This window comes from Pseudomonas sp. ASL8, from assembly GCF_056680355.1.
This window is the reverse complement of record NZ_CM155278.1, coordinates 3,178,208-3,202,016: the sequence shown is the minus strand read 5'-3', so window position 1 is coordinate 3,202,016 and position 23,809 is coordinate 3,178,208. Positions and strand designations below refer to the sequence as shown.

General features: G+C 58.9%; 18 protein-coding genes. 6 read left to right on the top strand and 12 right to left on the bottom strand.

The window, feature by feature from the left end; all coding sequences use genetic code 11:
* Positions 1-305 precede the first annotated feature (305 nt).
* On the top strand, positions 306-1,859 hold the full coding sequence (locus tag AC1MEA_RS14700; RefSeq protein WP_480416576.1) for a glycoside hydrolase family 17 protein: 1,554 nt from the start codon (positions 306-308) through the stop codon (positions 1,857-1,859).
* 573 nt (positions 1,860-2,432) lie between these two features.
* Here the strand turns inward: AC1MEA_RS14700 and AC1MEA_RS14695 are convergent.
* Entirely contained in the window at positions 2,433-2,804 is a 372-nt protein-coding gene (locus AC1MEA_RS14695; protein ID WP_480416575.1) for a hypothetical protein, read from the bottom strand.
* A gap of 239 nt (positions 2,805-3,043) precedes the next feature.
* Between AC1MEA_RS14695 and AC1MEA_RS14690 the strand changes: the two genes are divergently transcribed.
* The 3 genes from AC1MEA_RS14690 (at position 3,044) to AC1MEA_RS14680 (ending at position 6,215) form a co-directional block, all read left to right on the top strand.
* A complete protein-coding gene (locus tag AC1MEA_RS14690) occupies positions 3,044-4,342 on the top strand; it encodes an alpha/beta fold hydrolase (RefSeq protein ID WP_480416574.1) in 1,299 nt (432 codons plus the stop codon).
* The gene (locus AC1MEA_RS14685; RefSeq protein WP_219061569.1) at positions 4,335-5,138 is read left to right on the top strand and encodes an MlaA family lipoprotein; all 804 of its coding nucleotides are present in this window, start codon (positions 4,335-4,337) and stop codon (positions 5,136-5,138) included. The genes AC1MEA_RS14690 and AC1MEA_RS14685 overlap by 8 nt, the downstream gene beginning before the upstream one ends.
* A gap of 222 nt (positions 5,139-5,360) precedes the next feature.
* Positions 5,361-6,215: a pirin family protein gene (locus tag AC1MEA_RS14680; protein WP_480416573.1), complete on the top strand. Its 855-nt coding sequence runs from the start codon at positions 5,361-5,363 to the stop codon at positions 6,213-6,215.
* Positions 6,216-6,357: 142 nt separating this feature from the next.
* Here AC1MEA_RS14680 and AC1MEA_RS14675 read toward each other — a convergent pair whose 3' ends face one another.
* The 9 genes from AC1MEA_RS14675 to AC1MEA_RS14635 all read right to left on the bottom strand — a co-directional run bounded on the left by AC1MEA_RS14675 (position 6,358) and on the right by AC1MEA_RS14635 (position 17,307).
* Positions 6,358-6,540, bottom strand: a complete 183-nt coding sequence (locus AC1MEA_RS14675; RefSeq protein ID WP_219061570.1) for a hypothetical protein — start codon at positions 6,538-6,540, stop codon at positions 6,358-6,360.
* Between the two features lie 169 nt (positions 6,541-6,709).
* Entirely contained in the window at positions 6,710-7,876 is a 1,167-nt protein-coding gene (locus tag AC1MEA_RS14670; protein ID WP_480416572.1) for a lactonase family protein, read from the bottom strand.
* Between the two features lie 111 nt (positions 7,877-7,987).
* Positions 7,988-10,417: a glucose/quinate/shikimate family membrane-bound PQQ-dependent dehydrogenase gene (locus AC1MEA_RS14665; protein WP_480416571.1), complete on the bottom strand. Its 2,430-nt coding sequence runs from the start codon at positions 10,415-10,417 to the stop codon at positions 7,988-7,990.
* Positions 10,418-10,511: 94 nt separating this feature from the next.
* Complete coding sequence (locus AC1MEA_RS14660) at positions 10,512-10,826, bottom strand: DUF5629 family protein (RefSeq protein ID WP_449633769.1); 315 nt, start codon at positions 10,824-10,826, stop codon at positions 10,512-10,514.
* A gap of 57 nt (positions 10,827-10,883) precedes the next feature.
* Complete coding sequence (locus AC1MEA_RS14655; protein ID WP_480416570.1) at positions 10,884-11,849, bottom strand: 2-hydroxyacid dehydrogenase; 966 nt, start codon at positions 11,847-11,849, stop codon at positions 10,884-10,886.
* Between the two features lie 10 nt (positions 11,850-11,859).
* The gene (locus AC1MEA_RS14650) at positions 11,860-13,185 is read right to left on the bottom strand and encodes an MFS transporter (RefSeq protein WP_219061575.1); all 1,326 of its coding nucleotides are present in this window, start codon (positions 13,183-13,185) and stop codon (positions 11,860-11,862) included.
* A gap of 167 nt (positions 13,186-13,352) precedes the next feature.
* Positions 13,353-14,939, bottom strand: coding sequence for an aldehyde dehydrogenase (NADP(+)) (locus AC1MEA_RS14645; protein WP_480416569.1), 1,587 nt, complete (start codon positions 14,937-14,939; stop codon positions 13,353-13,355).
* 12 nt (positions 14,940-14,951) lie between these two features.
* A complete protein-coding gene (gene araD1, locus AC1MEA_RS14640) occupies positions 14,952-15,944 on the bottom strand; it encodes an AraD1 family protein (protein WP_480416568.1) in 993 nt (330 codons plus the stop codon).
* A 25-nt stretch (positions 15,945-15,969) separates the two neighbouring features.
* Complete coding sequence (locus AC1MEA_RS14635; RefSeq protein ID WP_480416567.1) at positions 15,970-17,307, bottom strand: MFS transporter; 1,338 nt, start codon at positions 17,305-17,307, stop codon at positions 15,970-15,972.
* Positions 17,308-17,503: 196 nt separating this feature from the next.
* Here AC1MEA_RS14635 and AC1MEA_RS14630 point away from each other — a divergent pair, with 196 nt between their 5' ends.
* Complete coding sequence (locus tag AC1MEA_RS14630) at positions 17,504-19,246, top strand: IlvD/Edd family dehydratase (protein ID WP_480416566.1); 1,743 nt, start codon at positions 17,504-17,506, stop codon at positions 19,244-19,246.
* 106 nt (positions 19,247-19,352) lie between these two features.
* On the top strand, positions 19,353-20,075 hold the full coding sequence (locus AC1MEA_RS14625) for a FadR/GntR family transcriptional regulator (RefSeq protein ID WP_322180738.1): 723 nt from the start codon (positions 19,353-19,355) through the stop codon (positions 20,073-20,075).
* A 221-nt stretch (positions 20,076-20,296) separates the two neighbouring features.
* Here AC1MEA_RS14625 and AC1MEA_RS14620 read toward each other — a convergent pair whose 3' ends face one another.
* Together AC1MEA_RS14620 and AC1MEA_RS14615 are read right to left on the bottom strand one after the other, a co-directional pair.
* Positions 20,297-22,684, bottom strand: coding sequence for an efflux RND transporter permease subunit (locus AC1MEA_RS14620; RefSeq protein WP_219061581.1), 2,388 nt, complete (start codon positions 22,682-22,684; stop codon positions 20,297-20,299).
* A 27-nt stretch (positions 22,685-22,711) separates the two neighbouring features.
* Positions 22,712-23,809 carry a WD40/YVTN/BNR-like repeat-containing protein gene (locus AC1MEA_RS14615; RefSeq protein WP_480416565.1) on the bottom strand — a complete coding sequence of 366 codons (1,098 nt, stop codon included), beginning with the start codon at positions 23,807-23,809 and terminating at the stop codon, positions 22,712-22,714.

The following is a 23,809-nucleotide window of genomic DNA, read 5'->3' as shown; positions in this document are numbered from 1 at the left end:
ACCGCAGTTCATGCCCGGCTTTGGAGCGCTGCCGCCCCTTCACGCTTCGCCTGTTCACCTGCACAGACACATGTACCGTGCTGGCACCTTGATAATCAACCTGCGGGGGGATGCCTCCTGCTCTGTCAGCGACCTCAAGGCACCGAGAAACGACATCACCAATCCATCAACGACAAACGACTCTAAATAAGTGGCCAAGTCCGCCCGAACTTTGCATGTCCCTCTTCAGGTCAGCGCCAAAGAGCTTATCCCGCCCTGGAAAAATACAGGTAACATGCCGGCCTCAGCCCCATTACGGCCCCATCATGCCTGCGATTTCCCGCTTTCCCGTTGCACCTTATCTGTTCGCTTGCCTGCTTGGTCTGTTCGCCCTTTGCGGCTTCTGGTATGGACTGGGGAAGCCGGTGATTCTGCCGGACGCGGCCACGCCCACGCACAAACTGCAGTGCGCCTCGTACACCCCGTTCGACAAGGATCAATCGCCGTTCGACCAGCCCTTCAAGCTGCGACCAGAACGGATGGATGCCGACCTGGCCCTGCTCGCCACCCGCTTCCAATGCATTCGCACCTATTCCATGACCGGCCTGGAAGCCATTCCGGCGCTCGCGCGCAAACACGGGCTGAAGCTGATGCTAGGCGCCTGGGTTAACGCCAATCCCGTGGACACCGCCAAGGAAGTCGATGCACTGATCGCTTCGGCCAATGCCAACGCTGACGTGGTCACTGCGGTGATCGTCGGCAACGAAGCACTGCTGCGCAAGGAAGTGACCGGCGCACAGCTGGCAAAGCTGATTCTTCAGGTCAAGGGCCAAGTCAAACAACCGGTGACCTACGCCGACGTGTGGGAGTTCTGGCTGCAGTACCCGGAAGTCGCGCCTGCGGTGGATTTTCTGACCATCCATTTGTTGCCGTATTGGGAAGATGATCCCAAGGGCATCGACGACGCCCTGGAGCATGTCGCACAGATTCGTCAGATCTTTGGCAATCGCTTTGCGCCCAAAGACATCGTGATTGGCGAGACCGGTTGGCCCAGCGAAGGTCGTCAGCGAGAAACTGCTGTGCCGAGCCGAGCCAACGAAGCGCGATTCATTCGCGGTTTTGTCGCCATGGCCGAACAGAACGGCTGGCACTACAACCTGATCGAAGCCTTTGACCAGCCATGGAAACGTGCCGCCGAAGGCGCGGTAGGCGGTTACTGGGGATTGTTCGATGCAGACCGCCAGGAAAAAGGCGTGCTGGCAGGCCCTGTTTCCAACCTGCCTTACTGGCCTTTCTGGCTGGTCGTCAGCGGGCTGTTATTTGCGATGACGCTGGCGGTTGCTGGCCGCGTGTCCACCACACGCGCGGCGTTGGTCTTACCGCTGCTGGCCGCGCTGGGTGCTTGCTGCATCGGCACTTGGGGCGAGCTGGCACGGATTACTAATCGCTTTGCGGGCGAATGGGTCTGGGCCGTGCTGCTGGTGGGTTTGAATCTGCTGGTGCTGACCCATGCCACGCTGGCGCTGTCGGCCAAAGACGGCTGGCGGACTCGCGCATTCCTGTGGTTTGAGGCCCGTGCCGGTTGGTGGGTAACCGCCACCGGGTTTGCCGCTGCGGTGATGATGCTGGCCATGGTGTTTGACCCGCGCTACCGCAGCTTCCCCACGCCGACCCTGCTGCTGCCCGCCTTGTTCTATCTGTTCCGGCCAGTGCGTGTTCCGCGCCGGGAAGTCGCGCTGCTGACGTTCATCGTCGGTGTCGGTATCGCGCCGCAGTTGTTCCAGGAAGGGCTCGCCAGCCAACAGGCATTGGGCTGGGCATCGGTCAGCCTGCTGATGACCGCTGCGCTGTGGCGTTGCTTGCGGGTCCGCCACGCCTGAACAGCCTTTGAGTGTACCCATTGTGTTACCGGCCACACAAAGGCTGGTACCCAATCGGGTAACACGGAAACAAATGCTGATGATTTTTATCGACCACACCGATACGATTTTATCTAAGCCACTGTTTTTAAACGAATTTTAAAAACTGGCACGGCTCATGCTATATCTCTTGCACAACAAAAATAAAAACTAAGCAGCAACCCAATAAAAACAATACGTATCGGCTCTGACATAACAAGAACAACACGGACAGAGACGCAGCTAACAGATTTTTTTGGAGTGGAAAGGCTTTACCGGGGTTTCGATCCCGCAACCTGGCAGAGAACAATAAAACTACCTCAGGTAGCTACCAACGGGTTGGATCGCATCAGTGATCAAAGCAAGTCAGCGCTCAAAAAAATACGTTTGCTCTTGATCCCCAATGGGGATCGCACAAAACAGCAGTAAAGGGACAGGTCGCCAAAAACAAGAACAGGCCGCCCTACAATAATAAAAAAAGAGCACGCAATACGATTAGAGGGGAGCCTAGGCTCCCCTCAGTGCTGTCTGGGGTTTGAGATTCTGGATGTGGAATCAGCGCACAGCGCGCGGCGCTCTGACCAACCGCAATCCGGCAATCACCACGGCAAACACGGCAAGGCTCGCACTGTAGAGCACCAGTGCCGGAGTCCCGAGCAGTACCGCCAGCACTGCCAAACCCCATCCGGCGCGACCTGGCACACAGAACGCGATGACCGATGTCACCAACGCAGCCCAGGCGATCACCCCGAAATGAATCATCAACCCAAGGCTCGAACGCATCTGGCATTCCCAGTTCAATGCCTCGTTGGCGCAGAGGCCGACCCAGCGGGCATCTTCCATCAACGAATAGCGTAAGCCATAGCTGGCAGCGAGCCAGAGCGGCAGAACGATCAGCAGCGCAATCAGTGGCAGACGACGGGACATGCAATACTCCAGAAACCAGCGCGGCCGAAGCCGAAAACGGCGCCCAGCATAATCGCCCGACACCCGTATGCAAGGGGCTCCACCAATAATAAGACTAGCTGTACTGTCAGTTAATGGTACAGAGCGTGTATCGTCTCAAACCTATACACGGCGTTCGCTTGAAAGTGCGGCACTTTGGCACTACACCCGTGGTCATAGCCTGCGTACCTCACTCAGCACTTTTCCCAAGGGATTTAGTCATGCTCCGTTTTCTGCGCTGCGCTGCCGTTTTCGGCGGCCTCATTTTGAGTGCGTCCGCTCTGGCGGTCGATGTCGACCCGACCAGTTATGGCTTTCCCCTGACCAACCCCTTCGAAGCGACCATTGCCACAACGCCTCTGGACCTGCGTCCAGACCTGCCGGCCGATGCCAATATCGATCAAGCCGATTACACCCTTAACTTGCGCCCTGAGCGCGACTTCACCCTGCCTGACAATTTCTGGGCGGTAAAAAAACTGCGTTATCGTCTGGCCAAGCAAGATCATCCGGCTCCGTTGGTCTTTTTGATTGCGGGCACCGGCGCGCCATACACCAGCACGCTCAACGAATTCCTGAAGAAGCTGTACTACGGCGCTGGCTATAACGTCGTGCAGTTATCGTCGCCCACCAGCTTCGACTTCATGAGTGCCGCCTCGCGCTTTGCAACACCCGGGGTTTCCAAGGACGACGCGGAAGACTTGTATCGGGTGATGCAGGCCGTGCGTGCCCAACAATCGAACTTGCAGATCACTGATTACTACCTGACGGGTTACAGCCTGGGCGCACTGGACGCGGCCTTCGTCGCCCACCTGGACGAAACCCGACGCAGCTTCAATTTCAAGCGGGTGCTGCTGCTCAACCCGCCAGTCAACCTCTACACCTCGATCACCAACCTCGACAAACTGGTACAGACCGAGGTCAAGGGCATCAATAACAGCACCACGTTCTACGAACTGGTACTGGCCAAGCTGACCCGCTACTTCAAACAAAAAGGTTACGTCGATCTTAACGACGCGGTCCTTTTTGACTTCCAGCAGTCCAAGCAGCACCTGACCAATGAACAGATGGCGATGCTGATCGGCAGCACCTTCCGTTTCTCGGTGGCCGACATCGCCTTCACCTCCGACCTGATCAACCGCCGTGGGTTGATCACTCCGCCCAAATACCCGATCAGTGAAGGGACCAGCCTGACCCCGTTCCTCAAGCGAGCGCTGCAATGTGATTTCAATTGTTACATCACCGAACAGGTAATCCCGATGTGGCGTGCCCGCACCGACGGCGGCAGTCTGCTGCAACTGGTGGATCAAGTGAGCCTCTATGCGCTCAAGGATTACCTGCACAACAGCCCGAAAATTGCCGTGATGCATAACGCCGACGATGTGATTCTCGGCCCTGGCGACCTCGGTTTCCTGCGCAAGACGTTTGGTGACCGCTTGACTGTTTATCCCTACGGCGGCCATTGCGGCAACATTAACTACCGCGTCAACAGCGACGCCATGCTGGAGTTCTTCCGTGGCTAAACATCTCTTGTTTGTCGCTGCTTTGTTGTGCGCAGGCGTAACCCATGCCGCCGATGTACCACCCGCCGCCCACCCCCCGACTGTTGCCAGGGTCTCCAATCCGGACGGTTTCACCGAACCGTTGAAGTCGCTGAAATTCAACCCGGGCCTGGACCAGCGAGAGTTCGAACGCGCAACCCTCAACGCCCTCAACGTCTATGACCCGTTGGAGTCGTGGAACCGTCGGGTGTATCACTTCAACTATCGCTTCGATGAGTGGGTATTCCTGCCGGTGGTCAACGGCTATCGCTACATCACACCGAACTTTTTGCGCTCCGGCGTCAGCAACTTCTTCAGCAACCTGGGCGATATCCCGAACCTGTTGAACAGCCTGTTCCAGTTCAAGGGCCAACGCTCGCTGAACACCACGGGCCGACTGCTGCTCAATACCACGATCGGCGTCGCCGGGCTGTGGGATCCGGCAACCATGATGGGCCTGCCGCGTCAGAGCGAAGACTTTGGTCAAACGTTGGGCTTCTATGGCTTGCCAAGTGGTCCGTACCTGATCCTGCCAATCCTCGGGCCATCGAACCTGCGTGACACCGCGGGCCTGGTTTTCGACTTTACGGCCGAATCGCAGATCAACTTCCTCAACGTCGCCCAAGTCAGCGACGACCACCCGGAAATCTACCTGTTGCGGGCTATCGACCGGCGCTACACCAACAGCTTCCGTTATGGTCAGGCGAACTCACCGTTCGAGTACGAGAAAGTGCGCTACGTCTACACCGAAGCGCGTAAGTTGCAAATTGCCGAGTAAGCAACTGAGCAACTGAGCAACTGAGCAAGCGTCACAAAACGGCCAGCCTGGGTAACAGGCTGGCCTTTTTATTGCCCGGCTTTTATTGCCCATAACGATCAACTGCCGCTGACAGGGGAAAGCATCAGAATAATTGATAACCAACACATAAAAATCGCACCCTTCCCTCGGCCAGACAGGCATAGCATGGATGCCATTCCCACCTGAACAGGAGCTGCCTTGATGACTCAATTTCGCAACGTGCTGGCGATTCAAGCCGGTCAGCCTACTTCCGACGGTGCCGGCGTGCGCCTGACACGGGTGTTCGGCGGCGAAAGCATGGAGCTGTTCGACCCGTTCCTGATGCTCGATGAGTTTGGCTCGGACAAGCCCGACGATTACATTGCCGGTTTCCCTGCGCACCCGCACCGTGGTTTCGAGACGGTCACGTATATGCTTGAAGGTCGGATGCGCCACGAGGATCATCTGGGCAACGTAGGGCTGCTCGAAGGGGGTGGCGTGCAATGGATGACGGCAGCCCGCGGGATTATCCACAGCGAAATGCCTGAGCAAGAGGAAGGCGTGATGCGCGGTTTTCAGCTGTGGCTCAACCTGCCGGCCAAGTCCAAGCTCAACCCCGCCAGCTATCAAGACATTCAACCGCAGAACATTCCCCGGTTGACCACGCAGGCAGGCGTGGAAGTGGTCGTGATTGCCGGTCAGTTCGACGATGGTCAGGTGCAACAGGCGGGTGCGGTGCAGCGCCCGGATACCGAACCGTTTTATTTCGACCTGCACATCCCCGCAGGCGCGAGCATCAGCCCGCAGATTCCACAAGGCCACCGCGTGTTGCTGTACGTTTACGAGGGCACCCTTGAACTTGCAGGTCAGCCACAAACAATCGACACCTGCCGTCTGGCACGTTTGTCTGACGTCGGTGAGTTGCAACTGCACAGTGCCTCGGGGGCGAAGGTGTTATTGATCGCAGGCAAGCCGTTGCGTGAGCCCATCGTGCAATACGGCCCGTTCGTGATGAACACCCGTGAAGAGATCGAGCAGGCATTGCGTGACTTTCGCGATGACCGCCTGACCGCCTGACCGCCTGACCGCCTGATAGACCGCGTAGCCGTTGGCATTGCAGAGAGGACGGATGACGCAGCATCCATAAAAACGCGGACGAATCCATTCCCCGTTATCGGTCTTATCGTTAACGGGGAATGGATTCATTTCAGAGGGGTGTTCATTGCTGGGTTTTGTGATCCAGTGCCGCGTAGAAATGGGCGCTCTGTTGCAGATACTTGGTGGTGTAGCTTTGGGTGATGTTCGATTTTTTATCGCTGATCTCGACACTGGCGCTGGCAGGCAGGGCGACAGTGGCAGAAATGGCGGACGCTGCAATGACAGAGAAGATATTGAAATTCATGTCGTAAGCCTCGGATGTTCGGGTTGGGTAGCTGCCGTTTAAGGCCGTGACTCAAACTTACGCCCGGGGGTCCGATCTCAGAAATGCTTTGTACTGGTAGCCCATATCAACTCAATTAATAACAGGCTGCAGCGCCCGAAAACCGGGGCTCAAGCCTGTTATACGCGGGTTAGCGGGTGAGGAATCTGAAGTCCGAAGGTGAGTCGACGTCGATTTTTTGCACGGTTTCGCCCAGAAGACCGGTCTTGGTATCGCGGCGGAGGATGACGATCTGGTTGCTTTTCTGATTGGCAATCAACAGAAAATGGCCAGTGGGGTCAATGCTGAACTCACGCGGCTCGGTGCCCTCGACCGAGCGCCGCTGGATTTCCTTGAGCTGGCCGGTGGCCGGGGCGATGGTAAACACCACTAACTGATTGGCCTCTCCCCGATTGGCGACGTACAAAAATTTACCGTCCGCCGAGCTATGCAGGCCACCTGCGCTGTTTTTCTGCTGCACGCTCTTGTCCGCCAGATCAATCAGCTGGGTGCGCTTGAAAACCCCGTCGTGGTAGTCGAACAGCGCCACCTGCGCCGACATCTCCAATGTCAGGTAGGCATGCTTGCCGTCGTGACTGAACAGCACGTGGCGAGGTCCACTGCCCGCAGGTAATTCCACCGCCGGGTTTCTGGCGGGTTGAAGGGGTTGCCTGGCCTTGCTGTCGTAGCGGTAGACAAACAGCTTGTCGGCTCCCAGATCACTGGCTATCAGGTACTTGCCGTCCGGTGTCGGTACGACCGAATGCACATGGGACGACGCTTGGCGCTCTGGATCGACGTGGCTGGCCGGATGGGTGCTGGTTTGCGCCACGGCAGACAGCTTGCCCGACGTATCCACCGGCACCACGGCCAGCGCGCCGCCCGGATCGGGGTGCACGGCGTAGTTGGACACGAACAGAAAGCGTCCGTCGGGGCTCAGGCTGGAATGGGTCGGCTCATCGCCCTTGCTCTCGACCTGATTGATCGGTGTCACTTCATGGCTCTTGCCATTGATGGCAAAGCTGCTGACCTTGCCCACCGTGTCGCGCTGGCCTGGACCGTTCTCATTGACCACAAACAGGCGGCGCTGATCCTTGGAGAGCGTCAGCCAGGACGGGTTTTCGCTTTTGATCACTTGCCGCGGTTGCAGGTCGATCTTTCCACTCTGACTGTCGAACCGGTAGCGGTAGATGCCTTCACTTTTACCTTGGGTGTATGACCCCACCAGCACATCGTAGTCAGCGACGTTTTGCGCTAGAACGGGGAAAGCGCTGATCCCGCAGACCATCACCAGCCAGGGCAGAGTTTTACGGTTCATGAGCAGTTCTCTAATTGTTGGAGGTGTTGGGCGCCCTACTTGGCCAATCGCGCCATGGCCATCGGTTCTATGACAGCGCCCGTGATGCAATCGTTTTATCGCGGCGTGTTATCAAGGCTTGGGCAGCGCAAAGGCCATCACGTAATCGCCCTTCCGGGTGCCGAGCGAACCATGACCGCCGGCCACAATCAGCACGTATTGGCGACCGTCTCCACCGGTGTAGGTCATGGGCGTGGCTTGACCGCCCGCTGGCAGACGGCCCTCCCATAGCTGCTTGCCGTTGCGGATGTCGTAAGCCCGCAGGTATTGGTCCAGTGTACCGCCGAGGAACGACACGCCACCGGCGGTGCTGATCGTGCCCCCCATGCTCGGCACGCCCATGGGCAAGGGAATCGGCAGCGGCGCACTGTCGCGGACCGTACCGTTCTTGTGTTTCCAGATCACTTTGTGGGTGGTCAGATCAACCGCCGCGACATAACCCCACGCAGGTGCCTGGCACGGCAAACCCAAGCGCGAAAGCAGTGGCGACAGGATCACCCCATACGGCGCGCCTTTGTTCGGCTGCACGCCTTGGGTTTCACTTTTGCGTGCCGGGCCGCCCTGCACGGCGGTGCGTGGCACCAGTGTCGAGACGAAGGCCATGTAATTGGGCGAGAGAAAGGCAACCTGCCGCACTGGATCGACGGAGATGCCGCCCCAATTGAAGACGCCGACATTGCCTGGATAGATGATCGAACCCTGAGTCGAGGGTGGCGTGTAAATCCCGTCATAGCGCAGCGAACGAAACGTGATGCGACACAGCATCTGATCAATCGGGGTCACGCCCCACATGTCCGCTTCGCGCAGGCGCGGCGGCATCATGTTCAGTGCCGACATGGGCTGGGTCGGCGAGGTGAAATCACCCTCGACAGCGCCCGGCGGCACAGCGGTTTCCTTGATGGGCACGATGGGCATACCGGTGCGGCGGTCGAGGACATAAATGCTGCCCTGCTTGGTCGATGCCAGCAATGCAGGCTTGATCCCGCTCTCGGTCTTGAGGTCCATCAGCGTCGGCTGCCCGCCGACGTCCATGTCCCACAGGTCATGATGAGTGAACTGAAAGGTCCAGCGCACCTTGCCCGTGGCAATGTCCAGCGCGGTCACGCCAGCGCTGTACGGTTCAGGCTGCTGGCGATCACCGCCCCACTGATCCGGCGTATGGTTGCCCATGGGCAGGTAGAGCATGCCCAGCTTTTCGTCGACGCTCATCACCGACCACATGTTGGGCGAGTTGCGGGTGTAGGTCAGGCCGGGCAGGATCGGCTCGGTATTGTCGGGGTTGCCGCTGTCCCAGTTCCACATCAGCTTGCCGCTGCGCACGTCGAAGGCACGAATCACCCCCGACGGCTCGTCGATGGATTCATTGTCGGTCACATGTCCGCCAATGATCACCAGATCGCGGGTGACCGCAGGTGGCGATGTCGAGTAATACCCGCCCGGGGTGAAGTCCCCGATATTGCGGGTCAGATCGACCGAGCCTTGATCGCCAAACGCTTCGCACAGCGTGCCGTTATCCGCGTTCAGGGCGATCAGCCGGGTATCTGCGGTGGGCACGAAAATGCGCCTGGGACAGGTGTTCGTCACAGCCGCGACGGCTTTGCCGGAGGGGGTTTTGCCAGAAGGCGCTTTACCATCAGGGCCTGTGGGATACGCCCCGACATCATGGTAGGCCACACCACGACAGGTCATGTGCGCCCAACCTTTGAAGTTGGCGGCATTCTGCGTACTGAGTTTGGGGTCGAAGCGCCAGATTTCTCTGCCAGAATCCGGGTCCAGGGCGATCACCTGACTGTGCGGCGTGCACAGGTAGAGCATGCCGTTGACCTTGAGTGGGGTGTTCTCGGCAGTGGTTTCCTGCGGATCGTTGGGACCCGGCAGATCGCCAGTGCGAAAAGTCCACGCGAGTTGCAGTTGATGCGCATTGTCCGGGGTAATTTGCGCCAGGGGTGAATACCGGTCACCGAACGCACTGCGCCCGTAGGACTGCCAATCGCCGTCAGGCTGCTTTGGCGCACTCTCCTGCACACCCGCATCAGCACGTGCCAGTTCACCCTTGATCTCATCGTACTGCGTGTATTGACTGGCCCACGCTACAGCACCGGCAACCAACACTGCCAGGCTCAAGCTGGCAGTTGAAAACCGTTGATACTGCGGCCTCAAAGGACGCCGGACTGCCGGCAACAACAGCACGATGCCAAGGACAAACCACAAGGACAAGCGCGGAACCAGCTGCCACCAATCCAGCCCGACTTCCCACCACGCCCACAGCGTGCTGACGAGCAGCAGCACGGCGTACAGCCCAATCGCCGCACGCCGAGCCAGAATCAGCAACACCCCGCTCAACGCAAAGCCGGCACCGGCCAGTCCGTAGTAGAACGACCCGCCCAACTGCGCCAGCTTGACGCCCCCGGTCACCATGACCAGTCCTAACGCCAGCAACACCATCCCGACCAGCGTCGGTAACAGGCCCGCGCGATTTTTTGTTGCACCTTGGGTGCTCATAGTGGATCTCCCTATCGTTTGTGGCTCAAATCCTTTGGGCCGATGTGAAACGCAGTATAGCCGCCGTAGGAGATTCGACCCCCACCGACGCGAATCAGTCCCGCCCGGAAGCGTCGTCGACGTCGACGTCTTCGTCCGCATCATCATCGCTTGGCGTAAACGCACTCAGGCACACGATCCGGTGATCAGCGTTGTCATCGCTGAGGGTCCAGCTCTGCAATTGCGTATCAAACGTCGCTGCCTGCACCTGCGCCAGGCTGAAACGCCAGAATTTGCGCTCGCGACCGTCTATTGCCTCGATCTCCAGATGTTCGTCGCCCAGGGAAAACTCCCAGGCATGCAGCCCGTCAATTTCCAGCATGTTAGACGTTTGCAAGGCCGCAAGCAGGGTTTGGTTAGTGCTGGTCATAACGTTCAATCGCCTGAGTTAAAGGACGAATGATAGGCCAAACGGCTTCCCAATTCCTCAGAGAACACGATGATCGGGTTCCCTGCCAGCCAGTACCTGACGCAAATTGTCTGCCGCCGTACGCGCCATCAAGGCTCGCGCTTCCACGGTGGCGGAGCCGATATGCGGCAATGCCACCAGGTTTTTCAGGCTCAACAGCGGCGAATCGGCAGGCAACGGCTCTTTCTCGAACACATCCAGCCCGGCGGCGCGAATTTTCTGCGCGCGCAGGGTTTCAATCAACGCTGACTCGTTCACCACCTGACCGCGCGACACATTGATAAACAGGGTCTGCGGACGCATCAACCCGAACTCTCGAGGGCCGATAAGCTGCTCGGTTTTGGCCGACAAGGGTACGCAAACGCAGATGATATCGACGCTTGCCAACAACGCGTCCAACTCGAGCTTTTGCGCGCCCAGTTCTTGCTCCAGCGTGGGCTTATGTGAACGACCACTGTAGAAAATCGGCATGCCAAACCCAAAGTGACCACGACGGGCAATCGCCCCGCCGATTCGGCCCAGACCAATGATGCCCAGGCGTTTTCCATGCACATCGACGCCAAACAGTGAGTCGCTAATGTTCTTTTCCAGCCACTGACCGGTTTTCACCAGGTCGGCAACCTCCAGCGCGCGGCGCGCAACCATCATCAACAGGAGAAACGCGGTGTCGGCAGTGGTCTCGGTCACGGCATCTGGCGTATGGGTCAATTGAATGCCCCGCTCGCGCAGGTAATCGAGATCATAATTGTCAACACCGGCCGACACACTGGCGATCACTTTGAGCCTGGGTGCCAGCTCTAGAATGCTACGGTCCAGTTTGAGACTCGCGCCGAGCATCGCGTCGGCCTCGGGCAATGCGTCGAAAAAGCGTGCCTTGTCACGCCCCAGCGGCGCTTCGCAGATCGTCACATTGAACTGCTGCTCCAGCTCGGCCACTACCTCAGCCGAGGACACGCGGCTGAAAATCACTAAATTCTGCTTCATTACCGGTTCCTCAATCGTGAATCGTTTCGCGCACGTAATAACGCGTCGGTATGCCCCAGATAATCAGCGCTGTCGCCACCAGACAAACCGCGCCGAGCAGGTACAGTGCCGGGGTCGCGGTGCCGGTCAGGTCTTTGATGCGCCCGACCATGAAGGGCGCAATTACCCCGCCGAGCTGGCCGAGAGAGTTGATCAGGGCGATCCCGGCAGCCGCAGCCATGCCGCTGAGAAAACGCGGTGGAATGGTCCAGAAAATAGGCATCCAGGCGATGATGCCGGTTAGGATCATCGTCATGCCGATCATCAGCGGCGTGAGCTGCCCGGGATAAACAGCGCAAACCAGATAACCGGCTGCCGTCAACAAGGCGCAACCGGCCATGTGCCAACGGCGTTCGCCATGCCGGTCGGAACTGGCACCAATTAACAGATTGCCGATGACCGCGCCCACGTACGGGATCACGGTAAGCAAGCCGATATTCAAGGTATCTGCCACGCCTGCGGTTTTGATCAACTGCGGCATCCAGAACAGCAGCCCGGTCAAGGCCATTACCAGGCACAGGTAGATGCCCGACATGACGTACGTGGTCGGTTGTTTCCAGATGTCTGCAAACGTGTGCGAAGCCTCCGGCTTTGCCTCCTTGGCCATGCGGTCCAGCATCACCTGCTTCTCTTCGGCGCTGAGCCACGGCGCATCCTGAATGCGGTCGCAGACCAGCCAGAACACCACCCCACCGAGCAGGATCGAAGGAATACCTTCAAGCAGGAATAGCCAGCGCCAGCCGGCAATCCCCAAGGCACCATCAAAATGACCGAGGATCAAACCGGCAATCGGGCCACCGACGATCCCACACAGGCAGATCGAACTTTTAAAGTAGGAATTGACCCGCGCCCGACGCGTGCCTGGGTACCACTGGGTGAAGAAATACAGCACGCCGGGGACGAAACCGGCCTCCATCACCCCGATAAGAAAGCGCAGGGTGTAGAACCAGAATTCATTCTGCACAAACATCATGCAGGCCGAGGTAATCCCCCACGTAACCATGATCCGCGCAATCCAGACGCGCGCGCCGATCTTGTGCAGGAGCATGTTGCTCGGCACTTCGAACAGGAAATAACCCACGAAAAACAGGCTCGCGCCCAACCCGTAAACAGTTTCGCTGAACCCAAGATCGCTCTGCATCTGCAACTTGGCAAAACTGATATTCACCCGGTCCAGGTAAGCGAACAGGAAGCAGGCAATGAACAGCGGAATGATCCGCCAGTTCACCTTGCGATAGATGCTGTCTTCGAACGATTCGGCATACGGTTGCTCAACCGGCACTGTATTAGCGGTCATGGCGTACCTCATTATTGTTATGGTTGTACGGAGCGCGACGAAATTTTGGGTCGATTTTGGCCGAAGACCGTAGGCGCTGGCTCGCCAGCGATCAGCCTGATGCGTTGGATCAGGCATACCGCCATCGCGGGCAAGCGCGCTCCTTCAGGTCTTATGTACGCGTCAGGCTACAAGCCAATCGCAGCCGTTGACGCCACCCCATCCACCAAGCGCTGAATGCCCAGTGGGTTGGCGCTTTTCAGGGCATCGGGCAGTGCGCTGTCCGGGTAGTTCTGGAAACACACCGGGCGCAGGAAACGATCGATCGCCAACGTCCCTACCGATGTCCCACGGGCATCGGAAGTCGCGGGATAAGGTCCGCCGTGCACCATCGAATCGCACACCTCGACCCCGGTCGGATAACCGTTGAGCAGGATACGGCCGACTTTCAGTTCCAGCAGCGCAGTGAGTTCGCCGAACTGCTGCAAGTCGCCCGGTTCGGCGATCAAGGTGGCGGTGAGCTGACCGTGCAAACCGTGCAGGGCTTCGCTGAGTTGGGCTTGATCGGCGACTTCGACGACCACGGTGGTCGGGCCGAACACTTCTTCCTGCAACACCGCGTCGCCCTTGAGCAACAGGCTGACATCGGCCTTGAACAGTTGCGGCCGGGCCTGATGGCCCTGCTGTTCACTGCCTGCCAGATGCGCGATGCCCGGATGCGCCTGCAATGCCTGCAAGCCTTTGGCATAGCTGCCTAGCGTGCCCGCATTGAGCATGGTTTGCGGCGCTTGATCGTTGATCTGCGCGCTGAGTTGTTGCACGAATTCGCTGAACGCGGGCGAGCGCAGGCCAATGACCAGACCGGGATTGGTGCAGAACTGACCGCACCCTTGAACCACTGACGCGGCCAGTTCACTGGCAATACTTTCGCCGCGTGCAGCCAAGGCCTCGGGAAGAATGATCACCGGATTGATACTGCTCATCTCGGCGAACACCGGAATCGGTTGTGGGCGCGCTGCGGCCATGTCGCACAGGGCGCGGCCACCTTTGAGCGAGCCGGTGAAGCCCACGGCCAGAATCGCCGGATGTTTGACCAGCGCTTCGCCCACCCCAGCGCCGTAGATCATGTTGAACACGCCCGCCGGCATGCCGGTTTTTTCAGCCGCGCGGATGATCGCATCAGCGACCTGTTCGGCGGTTGCCATGTGCCCGCTGTGGGCCTTGAACACCACCGGGCAACCGGCCGCGAGGGCCGACGCGGTATCGCCACCGGCCGTCGAGAACGCCAGCGGAAAGTTACTGGCGCCGAACACGGCAACCGGGCCCAGGCCGATGCGGTACTGACGCAGGTCCGGGCGTGGCAACGGTTTGCGTTCCGGCAACGCCTGATCGATTCGCGCACCGTAGAAGTCTCCACGGCGCAGGACCTTGGCGAACAAGCGCATCTGGCCACTGGTGCGCCCGCGTTCGCCCTGGATACGCCCGGCAGGCAGCGCGGTTTCGCGGCAAACCACGGCAACGAAGTCATCACCCAGCGCGTCGAGTTCATCGGCGATGGCGTCGAGGAATTCAGCCCGTTTCACTGCGCTCAATTGACGATAGATCGGGTACGCAGCAGCGGCGGCTTTCGCGGCGCTATCGACTTCTTCGAGGGTGGCCTGATAGAAATCATGGGGCAGCTTTTCGCCGGTGCTGGCGTCGACGCTGTGCACGATGACCTTGCCGGCAGCGCTACGCTGGCCGCCGATGTAGTTGTGACCAAAAATGTGGGACATGAACGATGCTCCTTAAAGGGTGCCAATGGCGCCGGGCTGAAAAGCCGCTTCAGCCGGGGCGATGCCGTTGATCAATGGGGCGCCGAAGTCGGCCTGACTGATTTCGAACGTATCCCCCGGCCGGGCGCACACGCCGTCGGCAAAAGACAGGGTCGCAGTGCCGAAGAAATGAATGTGCACATCGCCCGGACGCAGGAATTGGCTGTACTTGAAGTGGTGGTATTCGAGGTTCTCGAAGCTGTGGCACATGTTGGCCTCGCCACTGAGGAACTCTTTTTCCCAGAGCACTGTGCCGTCACGGAGGATCCGGCTGGTGCCCGACAGGTGTTGCGGCAATTCACCCACCCGCAATTCCGGGCCAAATGAGCAGGCGCGTAATTTGGAGTGAGCGAGGTACAGGTAGTTTTTGCGCTCCATCACATGGTCGGAAAACTCATTGCCGATGGCGAAGCCCAGACGGTACGGCTTATGGTCAGGACCAATCACATACAAACCGCTCAACTCCGGCTCTTCGCCAGCATCTTCAGCGAACGGCGGCAGCGGGAACGAGCGCCCAGGGCGAACGACAATGCTGCCATCACCTTTATAGAACCATTCCGGCTGCACCCCGGCCTGGCCGGCGGCCGGTTTACCCCCCTCAAGACCCCATTGGAAAATGCGCATGCTGTCGGTCAGCGTCGCGTCATCAACCGTGTGCTGGTGCATTTTGTCCCGCGTCGCAGCACTGCCCAAATGCGTCAGGCCGGTACCGCTGACCAGCATGTGCGCCGGATCGGGATGGTCCAGCGGCGGCAGAATGCGCAAGTCTTGCAGCAGTTGCGAGTAATCATGGTCAACACCCAGCCCCTGGCGCTCGACCTGCTGCACCAGACTCACACCCGCCTCGATGGCGGCCAGCGCCAGTTCGCGAACGCTGGCAGCGCCCTCCACTTCGCGCACCTGCTCGCCATTCACCACGCCAACTCGACGCTGGCCATTACTCAATTCGAACTGTACTAAACGCATGTGCATGCTCCCCTCTTTGCAGGATTCAAGGACGGCTGGCAGGCTGAGCCCTTTGGCTTCGGGCGCTGGCAGCAAATTCGGTCGGAGCCAGAGCGTGTTTACGCTCCAGCAGGCGGTAGACGACGCCGGTCAGGAACAAGCCGAAGACCATGACGCCAGACAGGAAGTACAGGCCCGAGGCAAGGTTGCCGGTGTACTCCTTCAGCGCGCCGATCACGAACGGTCCGATGTAGCCACCGAGGTTGCCGACCGAGTTGATCAGGGCGATACCGGCCGCTGCACTGGCCCCGGCAAAGAAGCGTCCCGGCAAGGTCCAGAACACTGCCGTACAGGAAAACAGCGCAAACGCTACCAGGCACAGAGCAGCCAGTTGCAGCACCGGCATCGTCAGCCAGGCGCTGAGAAACAGGCCAATGGCGCCGAGCACATACAGCACCGCCAGATGCCCGTAGCGGTCATTCAATCGGTCGGAGCTGCGCGGGATGATCAGCAAACCAATGATGCCGAAGATATAGGGCACCGCCGAGACGAAACCGGTGGTCAGGTCGCTGCCGCCGAACTGCTTGATCAAGGTCGGCAGCCACAAGCCCAGTCCATAAATGCTCAGGGTCACGGGCAGGTAGAACAGCGCCAGGAGTAACACGCGCTTGTCTTTAAGGGCATGCAACGGATTGCCGTGGCGGGTCTGGCCATACTCTTCCAGGTCCTTTTTCAGCTCACCGGCCAACCAGTTCTTCTCGGCCTGGTCCATCCACTTCACCTGTTTCGGACCATCCGGCAACCAGCGCAACACCGGCCAGGTCAGCAGAATCGCCGGGGTGCCGATGACGATGAACAGCCACTGCCAGCCGTGCAGACCCAACACGCCATCCATCCCCAGCAGGCCACCGGAAACCGGCCCGGTGATCATCATGGCGATGGGTTGCGACAGGATAAACAAGCCGAGGATCTTGCCGCGATGGCGAACCGGGAACCATTGGGTGATGTAGTACAACACCCCCGGAAAGAAGCCCGCCTCCGCCGCGCCCAGCAGCAAGCGCATCACGTAGAAACTGTGCGGCCCTTGAACAAACGCCATGCCGATGGTGATAGCGCCCCAGGTGATCATGATGCGGGCGAACCAGCGGCGGGCACCGAAGCGTTCAAGCATCAGGTTGCTGGGGATCTCCAACAGGAAGTAGCCGATAAAAAACAGCCCGGCGCCCAACCCGTAGGCGGCGTCACCGATGCCCAGGTCCGCGCCCATGTGCAGCTTGGCGAAACCGACGGCAGAGCGATCCACGTAAGCGATCAGGTACAGCAGGATCAGGAAGGGAATCAGTTTCAGGGTGATGCGGCGTATAAGCCGGAGTTCCTGGCTCATGAAGGTGGTCTCCAATTGTTTTTGTTATGGAACCTCGGGGATCGCCTCTGCACCTTACAGCACTGGCAGGGTCGTCCCTCACTGGAAATCGACTATATAGTATTACTATTTAAGCCACAACTCTTCCAAAGACAGGTTTTTAGGCTTACTTTAACCAAAGTAAACGCCATTAAGTATTACAATAAGAGTGATGACCATGTCTGATTCCGAAAAGAAACCACCCCTGCGTTCTGCCCAATGGTTTGGTACTGCCGATAAAAACGGCTTTATGTACCGTAGCTGGATGAAGAACCAGGGCATCGCCGATCATCAATTCCATGGCAAGCCCATCATTGGTATCTGCAATACCTGGTCGGAACTGACGCCGTGCAACGCGCATTTCCGGCAGATCGCCGAGCACGTCAAACGTGGGGTGATCGAAGCTGGCGGCTTCCCGGTGGAGTTCCCGGTGTTTTCCAACGGCGAATCCAACCTGCGCCCTACCGCCATGTTCACCCGCAACCTGACGAGCATGGATGTCGAAGAAGCGATCCGTGGGAACCCTATCGATGGCGTAGTGCTGCTGACTGGCTGCGATAAAACCACCCCGGCACTGCTGATGGGCGCCGCCAGTTGCGACGTGCCTGCCATCGTCGTCACCGGTGGCCCGATGCTCAACGGCAAACACAAGGGCAAGGACATCGGCTCCGGCACCGTGGTCTGGCAACTCAGTGAACAAGTGAAAGCCGGGCAGATCAGCCTTGACGACTTCCTTGCAGCAGAAGGCGGCATGTCCCGTTCGGCAGGCACCTGCAACACCATGGGCACCGCCTCGACCATGGCCTGCATGGCCGAAGCCCTCGGTACGTCGCTGCCACACAACGCGGCGATTCCCGCAGTCGATGCCCGACGCTACGTCCTGGCGCATATGTCCGGCATGCGTGCGGTGGAAATGGTCCGTGAAGACCTGCGCCTGTCGAAAATCCTGACTAAAGAAGCCTTCGAAAACGCCATTCGCGTCAACGCCGCCATCGGTGGTTCGACCAATGCGGTCATTCACTTGAAGGCGATTGCCGGACGTATCGGCGTCGAACTGGACCTGGACGACTGGACCCGCATGGGTCGCGGCATACCGACCATTGTCGACCTGCAGCCCTCGGGGCGCTTCCTGATGGAAGAGTTCTATTACGCGGGCGGTCTGCCTGCGGTGCTGCGTCGTCTTGATGAAGCCAATCTGCTGCCCAACCCGGATGCCCTGACCGTCAACGGTAAAACCCTCCGCGACAACAACAAAGCCTCGCCGATCTATGGCGATGACGAAGTGATCCGTACGATCGACAACCCGATTCGCGCCGACGGCGGCATCTGTGTGCTGCGCGGCAACCTTGCACCACTGGGGGCCGTACTCAAACCGTCGGCTGCCAGCGCCGGATTGATGCAGCACCGTGGCCGTGCCGTGGTGTTCGAGAACTTCGACCACTACAAGGCACGGATCAACGACCCTGAACTGGACATCGACGCCAGCTGCGTCATGGTGATGAAAAACTGCGGACCGAAGGGTTATCCAGGCATGGCCGAAGTCGGCAACATGGGTTTGCCCGCGAAACTGTTGGCTCAGGGCGTGACCGACATGGTGCGTATCTCCGACGCGCGCATGAGTGGCACCGCTTATGGCACGGTGGTCTTGCATGTGGCACCGGAAGCCGCCGCGGGCGGACCATTGGCGGTGGTGCATGAAGGCGACTGGATCGAACTCGACTGCGCCAACGGCCGTTTGCACCTGGACATCTCCGATGCCGAACTGGCCGGGCGTCTGGCCGACTGGCAGGCGCCAGAGAAATTACTGCTGGGTGGTTATCGCCAGCTGTACATCGACCATGTGATGCAAGCCGATCAAGGCTGCGATTTCGACTTTCTGGTTGGCTGTCGTGGCGCCGAAGTACCGCGTCATTCGCACTGAGTCTGCGGGATAAATAACAGGGCGACGATACTATCGTCGCCCTGTCTGGCCCCCTGCGCGATGCTATTATGCGCAGCACTTATTGCTCAGGAACGACCCGCCCCTCATGGACTACCGTAAGCCCTCCGTCCGCAAAAGCATGCATGCCCGAATCGTTCAGGACATCGGCATGCAGATCGTATCCGGCCGCTTCAAGCCCGACGATAAACTGCCTGCCGAAACGACCTTGTGCGAAGAGTACGCGGTTAGCCGGCCAGTGCTACGTGAAGCCACGAGGGTGTTGGTCGCCAAAGGTCTGGTGTATTCCCGGCCGCGGGTCGGCACGGTGGTCAAACCACGTCGCGAATGGCATTTGCTCGACCCGGACGTGCTGCATTGGGTCATGCAAAGCAGCCCGCAAAATGAATTCTTCAACCTCCTGACCAGCGTACGCAGCATCATCGAGCCCGCTGCGGCCGCCCTCGCCGCCCAGTACGCGACCGATCAGGACATTGCTTCGATTGGTGAAGCCTACCAACGCATGGAAGCCGCGCCGACGCCTGAAGCACTGTTGCAGCCAGACCTCGACTTCCACAGCCGGATCGCCGACGCCACCCATAACGACCTGCTCGCACACCTGTGCAACATGCTGTCGCTGGCCCTGCGCGAAGCGTTGAAACACTCCAACCAACGGCCGAACCTGCATGAACTGGCGATGCCTCGTCACAAAGCGATCCTCACCGCCATCGAAAACCGCGACGCCCTCGGCGCACGCCATGCAACGCTGGTGCAACTGGATGACGCAAGAAGCGCCCTGAACGTGGTACTGGGACAGGATGTGGCGTTGTAACAGGAACCGCGCCAGGGCTTACACAGATCAATCGTAGGAGCGCGCTTGCCCGCGATAACGGCCGCAGGACGTTCCTGCGGTTGTGGATCTAATTCATCTGCGTCTGCACGCAGTTGATCGCGGCAGAACGCGTAGTTGCAAGCGGCGTTCCTACAATCTAATCCAACTCGGCAATAAAAAACCGCAGCCCTTGAGCTGCGGTTTTTTTATTGCGGACGACTTCAGTGAGAGAACAACGAGTTCCCGACCTTGCCCGCCATTTTCTCCGGCTTGATCAGGAACCGCGCCAGTGCTGGCAGTAGCCACAGGGCACCGAACATGTTCCACAGGAGCATGAAGGTCAGCATCAGGCCCATGTCGGCCTGGAACTTGATCGCCGAGAAGATCCAGGTGCAAACCCCGATGGAGAGGCACAAGCCGGTAAACAGCACCGCTTTACCGGTGGACTTCAAGGTCTCGTAATACGCTTCTTGCAGGGGCAGACCCGCACGCAGGAAGCTTTCCAGACGGCTGTAAACGTAGATCCCGTAATCCACACCGATACCCACACCCAGCGCGACCACCGGCAAGGTCGCGACTTTCACCCCGATGCCCATGAAGGCCATCAAGGCGTTACCCAGTACGGACGTCAGCACCAGCGGCAGGACGATGCACAAAGTCGCCGCCCACGAACGGAAGGTGATCATGCACATGGTCGCCACGCAGATGTAGACCAGGATCAGAATCGTCAGCTCCGACTCCTTGATCACTTCGTTGGTGGCCGCCTCGATCCCGGCATTGCCCGCGGCGAGGAGGAATTGCAGACCGTCCCTGTCGTTGTCCCTGGCGAAGTCCTTGACTGCATGCACCGCGCGGTCAAGAGTTTCGGCCTTGTGGTCGTTGAGGAACACCAACAGCGGTGCCAGCGAGCAATCGTTGTTGTACAGACCGTCAGCGCGGGAGATGGAGTTGTTCAGCACGTCCTTGTTACGCGACAGGGATTCCCATTTCAGGTTGCCCTCGTTCATGCCCTTGATCATCTGCTTGGACACAGTCACCAGGGAAATCGCCGACTGCACGCCTGGGGTGTTCTCCATCTTCCAGGTCAGTTCGTTGATGGCAGACATCGTCGGGTAGGCCGAGCAGCCTTCTGGCGGGGTCTTGACCATCACCACCAAGACATCCGAGCTGGTGGAGTAGTTTTTGATGATGAAACTGTTGTCTTTGTTGTAGCGCGAATCCGGACGCAGTTCCGGCGCACCCTGGTCGAGGTCACCGATTTTCAGGTTCTGGCTGTACCAGAGCCCACCACCGAAGGCCAACAGCGCCAGGACGATAGACACCGGAGCAACTTTCGCGCTGGCGAAATTCGACAGCAGGCGCCAGAACGGATGCTCACGCACCGCATCCTTTTTGCTGCGCTCAACGGCTTTATTGCTGATGCCGACATAGGAAATCGCCACCGGCAACAGGATCAGGTTGGTGAAAACGATGACCGCCACACCAATCGACGCGCCGATGGCCAGCTCGCGGATCACGCCGATGTCGATAATCAGCAAGGTGATGAAACCCACTGCGTCGGCAAGGATCGCGATCATCCCCGGCAAAAACAGTTGGCGGAACGTCCGTCGAGCAGCGGTCAACGCGTTGTCGGCGTCGCTGGACTGCATGGCGATGCCGTTGATTTTTTGTACGCCGTGGGAAATACCGATGGCGAAAATCAGGAACGGGACCAGCATCGAATACGGGTCCAGGCCGAAGCCCACCACGTGCATCAACCCCAATTGCCAGACCACCGCAATCAGCGTGGTACTGAGCACCGCGATCGTGCTGCGGATACAGCGCGTGAACCAGATGAGCAGCACCAGGGTGATCAGGAAAGCCACACCAAAAAACAGGACCACCATGATCAGGCCATCGATCAGGTCGCCGACTTTCTTGGCGAAACCGACGATGTGTACCTTCACATTAGGGTTCTGCGCCTGGAACTTGTCGCGAATTTTCTCTTCGAGCTGATGGGAAAACTGCCGGTAATCGAGGGCGAGCAGCTTGCCTTGATCATTCGGGTCCGGGTAGGACTCGAGCAACGGAATGTCCACGATGCTCGATTTGAAATCGTTGGCCACCAGTCGACCGACCTGACCCGATTTGAGCACGTTGTTGCGCAGTTGATCGAGGCTGTCTTCGGAACCGTTGTAGCTTTGCGGGATGACTTCACCACCGGCAAACCCTTCTTCGGTCACTTCGGTCCAGCGCACGCTGGGACTCCACAGCGACTTCAACCCGGATCGATCAACGCCGGAGATGTAGAACACCTCGTCATTGATCAGTCGCAGGGTCTCCATGTACTCCTTCGTGAAGATGTCGCCGTCGACCGCTTCCACGGAAACCCGTACGGTATTGCCGAGGTTGGCCAGATCGTTACGGTGTTCAAGCATCTTCTGGATGAAGGGATGCTCGAGCGGAATCATTTTTTCGAAACTGGTCGAGGGCCGGACCAACGTGGCCTGATAGAACAGGAAGGCACTGACCAGCAGGCAGATGAAGACCACTACCGGGCGATTGTTGAAAATCAACCGTTCAAGGAGCGTCGCCTTGTCTTGATGATGAAGTGGTTGATGATTGGTCATGCGAAAACTTCCTCGCCTTAATAGGTCTTATTGTTGGACCAGCTCAGCGCCGGTTGGCGAGGTAACGCGAACGCCACCTTGTCCTACCAGAATCAGATCGCCCTTGTCGTCGGCGGTCACGCCTGCCAGGGAGATGCGGTCAGGGCGATTGGACACTTTGAACGAAACACCGTCGTCCGTGCTGCGCATCACACTGCCGCCATTGCCCACCACCACCAGCGAGCCGTCCGGCAGCAGGGCCGCATTCGACAGGCCGAACTCCAGCGGGCCGCGTGCGCCCTTGAGCTCAATGGCGGTCCAGGTAGTGCCAAAGTCAGTGGACCGAAACAGGTTACCGCGCAGGCCGTAGGCCAACAGCGTGCCGGACTTGGCAGTGCCGATCACACCAAACAGGGAACCCTGATAAGGGCTCTGTACGCGCTCCCAGGTTTGTCCCTCGTCGGCAGAACGGAACATGCTGCCCATTTCCCCCACGATGAACAGACCCGAATCCTTGACCTGGGCGATGCCGTTGTAGTGGTACTGGTCCTGATTGTCGATGCGGTCGCTGACATCGGCCCAATGCACGCCGCCATCAGTGGTCGTCAGCAAGGCGCCATAGGCACCCACGGCAAAACCTGTCTGGGAGTCTTTGAACCAGACATCCAGCAAGGGTGCTTCGCGGTTGAGGTCTTCGAATTGCTTGGTCCAGGTCGCGCCTGCATCGGCACTGGCAAGAATCTGTGCATCGTGCCCGACGGCCCAGCCATGCGTGTCGTCGGCAAAATAGACCGCCGTGAGCAACTGCCGGCTCGGCACTTTGGCCTGAGTCCAGGTCTTGCCCTGATCATCGGAATACAGAATGTGGCCCCGGTCGCCCACGACGACCAGCCGCGCACCGGCATGGGCCACGTCGAGCAATAACCCGCGAGAGGATTTGGGCGATTCGATGGAAAAAGTAGAGTCTTCAGCCGTGCTTTGCGCAGCCTGCAAGGGCGCGGCAAAACCAGATACCGACAGCGCGCCGAGCAGCGAGATGGACACTGAGAGTGCTGCTGCCAGGGACTTGCCTTTACGTAACGCCGATGGACGGCTTATAGCCACATCCACACCGGACTGGGTGCGCCGATTTACAGGCTCACTCAT

Coding starts and splice junctions, on each gene's coding strand:
- AC1MEA_RS14620 (WP_219061581.1), bottom strand. CDS start 22,684: ATGACCAATCATCAACCACTTCATCATCAAGACAAGGCGACGCTCCTT.
- AC1MEA_RS14690 (WP_480416574.1), top strand. CDS start 3,044: ATGCTCCGTTTTCTGCGCTGCGCTGCCGTTTTCGGCGGCCTCATTTTG.
- AC1MEA_RS14695 (WP_480416575.1), bottom strand. CDS start 2,804: ATGTCCCGTCGTCTGCCACTGATTGCGCTGCTGATCGTTCTGCCGCTC.
- AC1MEA_RS14630 (WP_480416566.1), top strand. CDS start 17,504: ATGTCTGATTCCGAAAAGAAACCACCCCTGCGTTCTGCCCAATGGTTT.
- AC1MEA_RS14645 (WP_480416569.1), bottom strand. CDS start 14,939: ATGTCCCACATTTTTGGTCACAACTACATCGGCGGCCAGCGTAGCGCT.
- AC1MEA_RS14675 (WP_219061570.1), bottom strand. CDS start 6,540: ATGAATTTCAATATCTTCTCTGTCATTGCAGCGTCCGCCATTTCTGCC.
- AC1MEA_RS14655 (WP_480416570.1), bottom strand. CDS start 11,849: ATGAAGCAGAATTTAGTGATTTTCAGCCGCGTGTCCTCGGCTGAGGTA.
- AC1MEA_RS14670 (WP_480416572.1), bottom strand. CDS start 7,876: ATGAACCGTAAAACTCTGCCCTGGCTGGTGATGGTCTGCGGGATCAGC.
- AC1MEA_RS14625 (WP_322180738.1), top strand. CDS start 19,353: ATGGACTACCGTAAGCCCTCCGTCCGCAAAAGCATGCATGCCCGAATC.
- AC1MEA_RS14700 (WP_480416576.1), top strand. CDS start 306: ATGCCTGCGATTTCCCGCTTTCCCGTTGCACCTTATCTGTTCGCTTGC.
- AC1MEA_RS14660 (WP_449633769.1), bottom strand. CDS start 10,826: ATGACCAGCACTAACCAAACCCTGCTTGCGGCCTTGCAAACGTCTAAC.
- AC1MEA_RS14615 (WP_480416565.1), bottom strand. CDS start 23,809: ATGAGTGAGCCTGTAAATCGGCGCACCCAGTCCGGTGTGGATGTGGCT.
- araD1 (WP_480416568.1), bottom strand. CDS start 15,944: ATGCGTTTAGTACAGTTCGAATTGAGTAATGGCCAGCGTCGAGTTGGC.
- AC1MEA_RS14635 (WP_480416567.1), bottom strand. CDS start 17,307: ATGAGCCAGGAACTCCGGCTTATACGCCGCATCACCCTGAAACTGATT.
- AC1MEA_RS14650 (WP_219061575.1), bottom strand. CDS start 13,185: ATGACCGCTAATACAGTGCCGGTTGAGCAACCGTATGCCGAATCGTTC.
- AC1MEA_RS14665 (WP_480416571.1), bottom strand. CDS start 10,417: ATGAGCACCCAAGGTGCAACAAAAAATCGCGCGGGCCTGTTACCGACG.
- AC1MEA_RS14680 (WP_480416573.1), top strand. CDS start 5,361: ATGACTCAATTTCGCAACGTGCTGGCGATTCAAGCCGGTCAGCCTACT.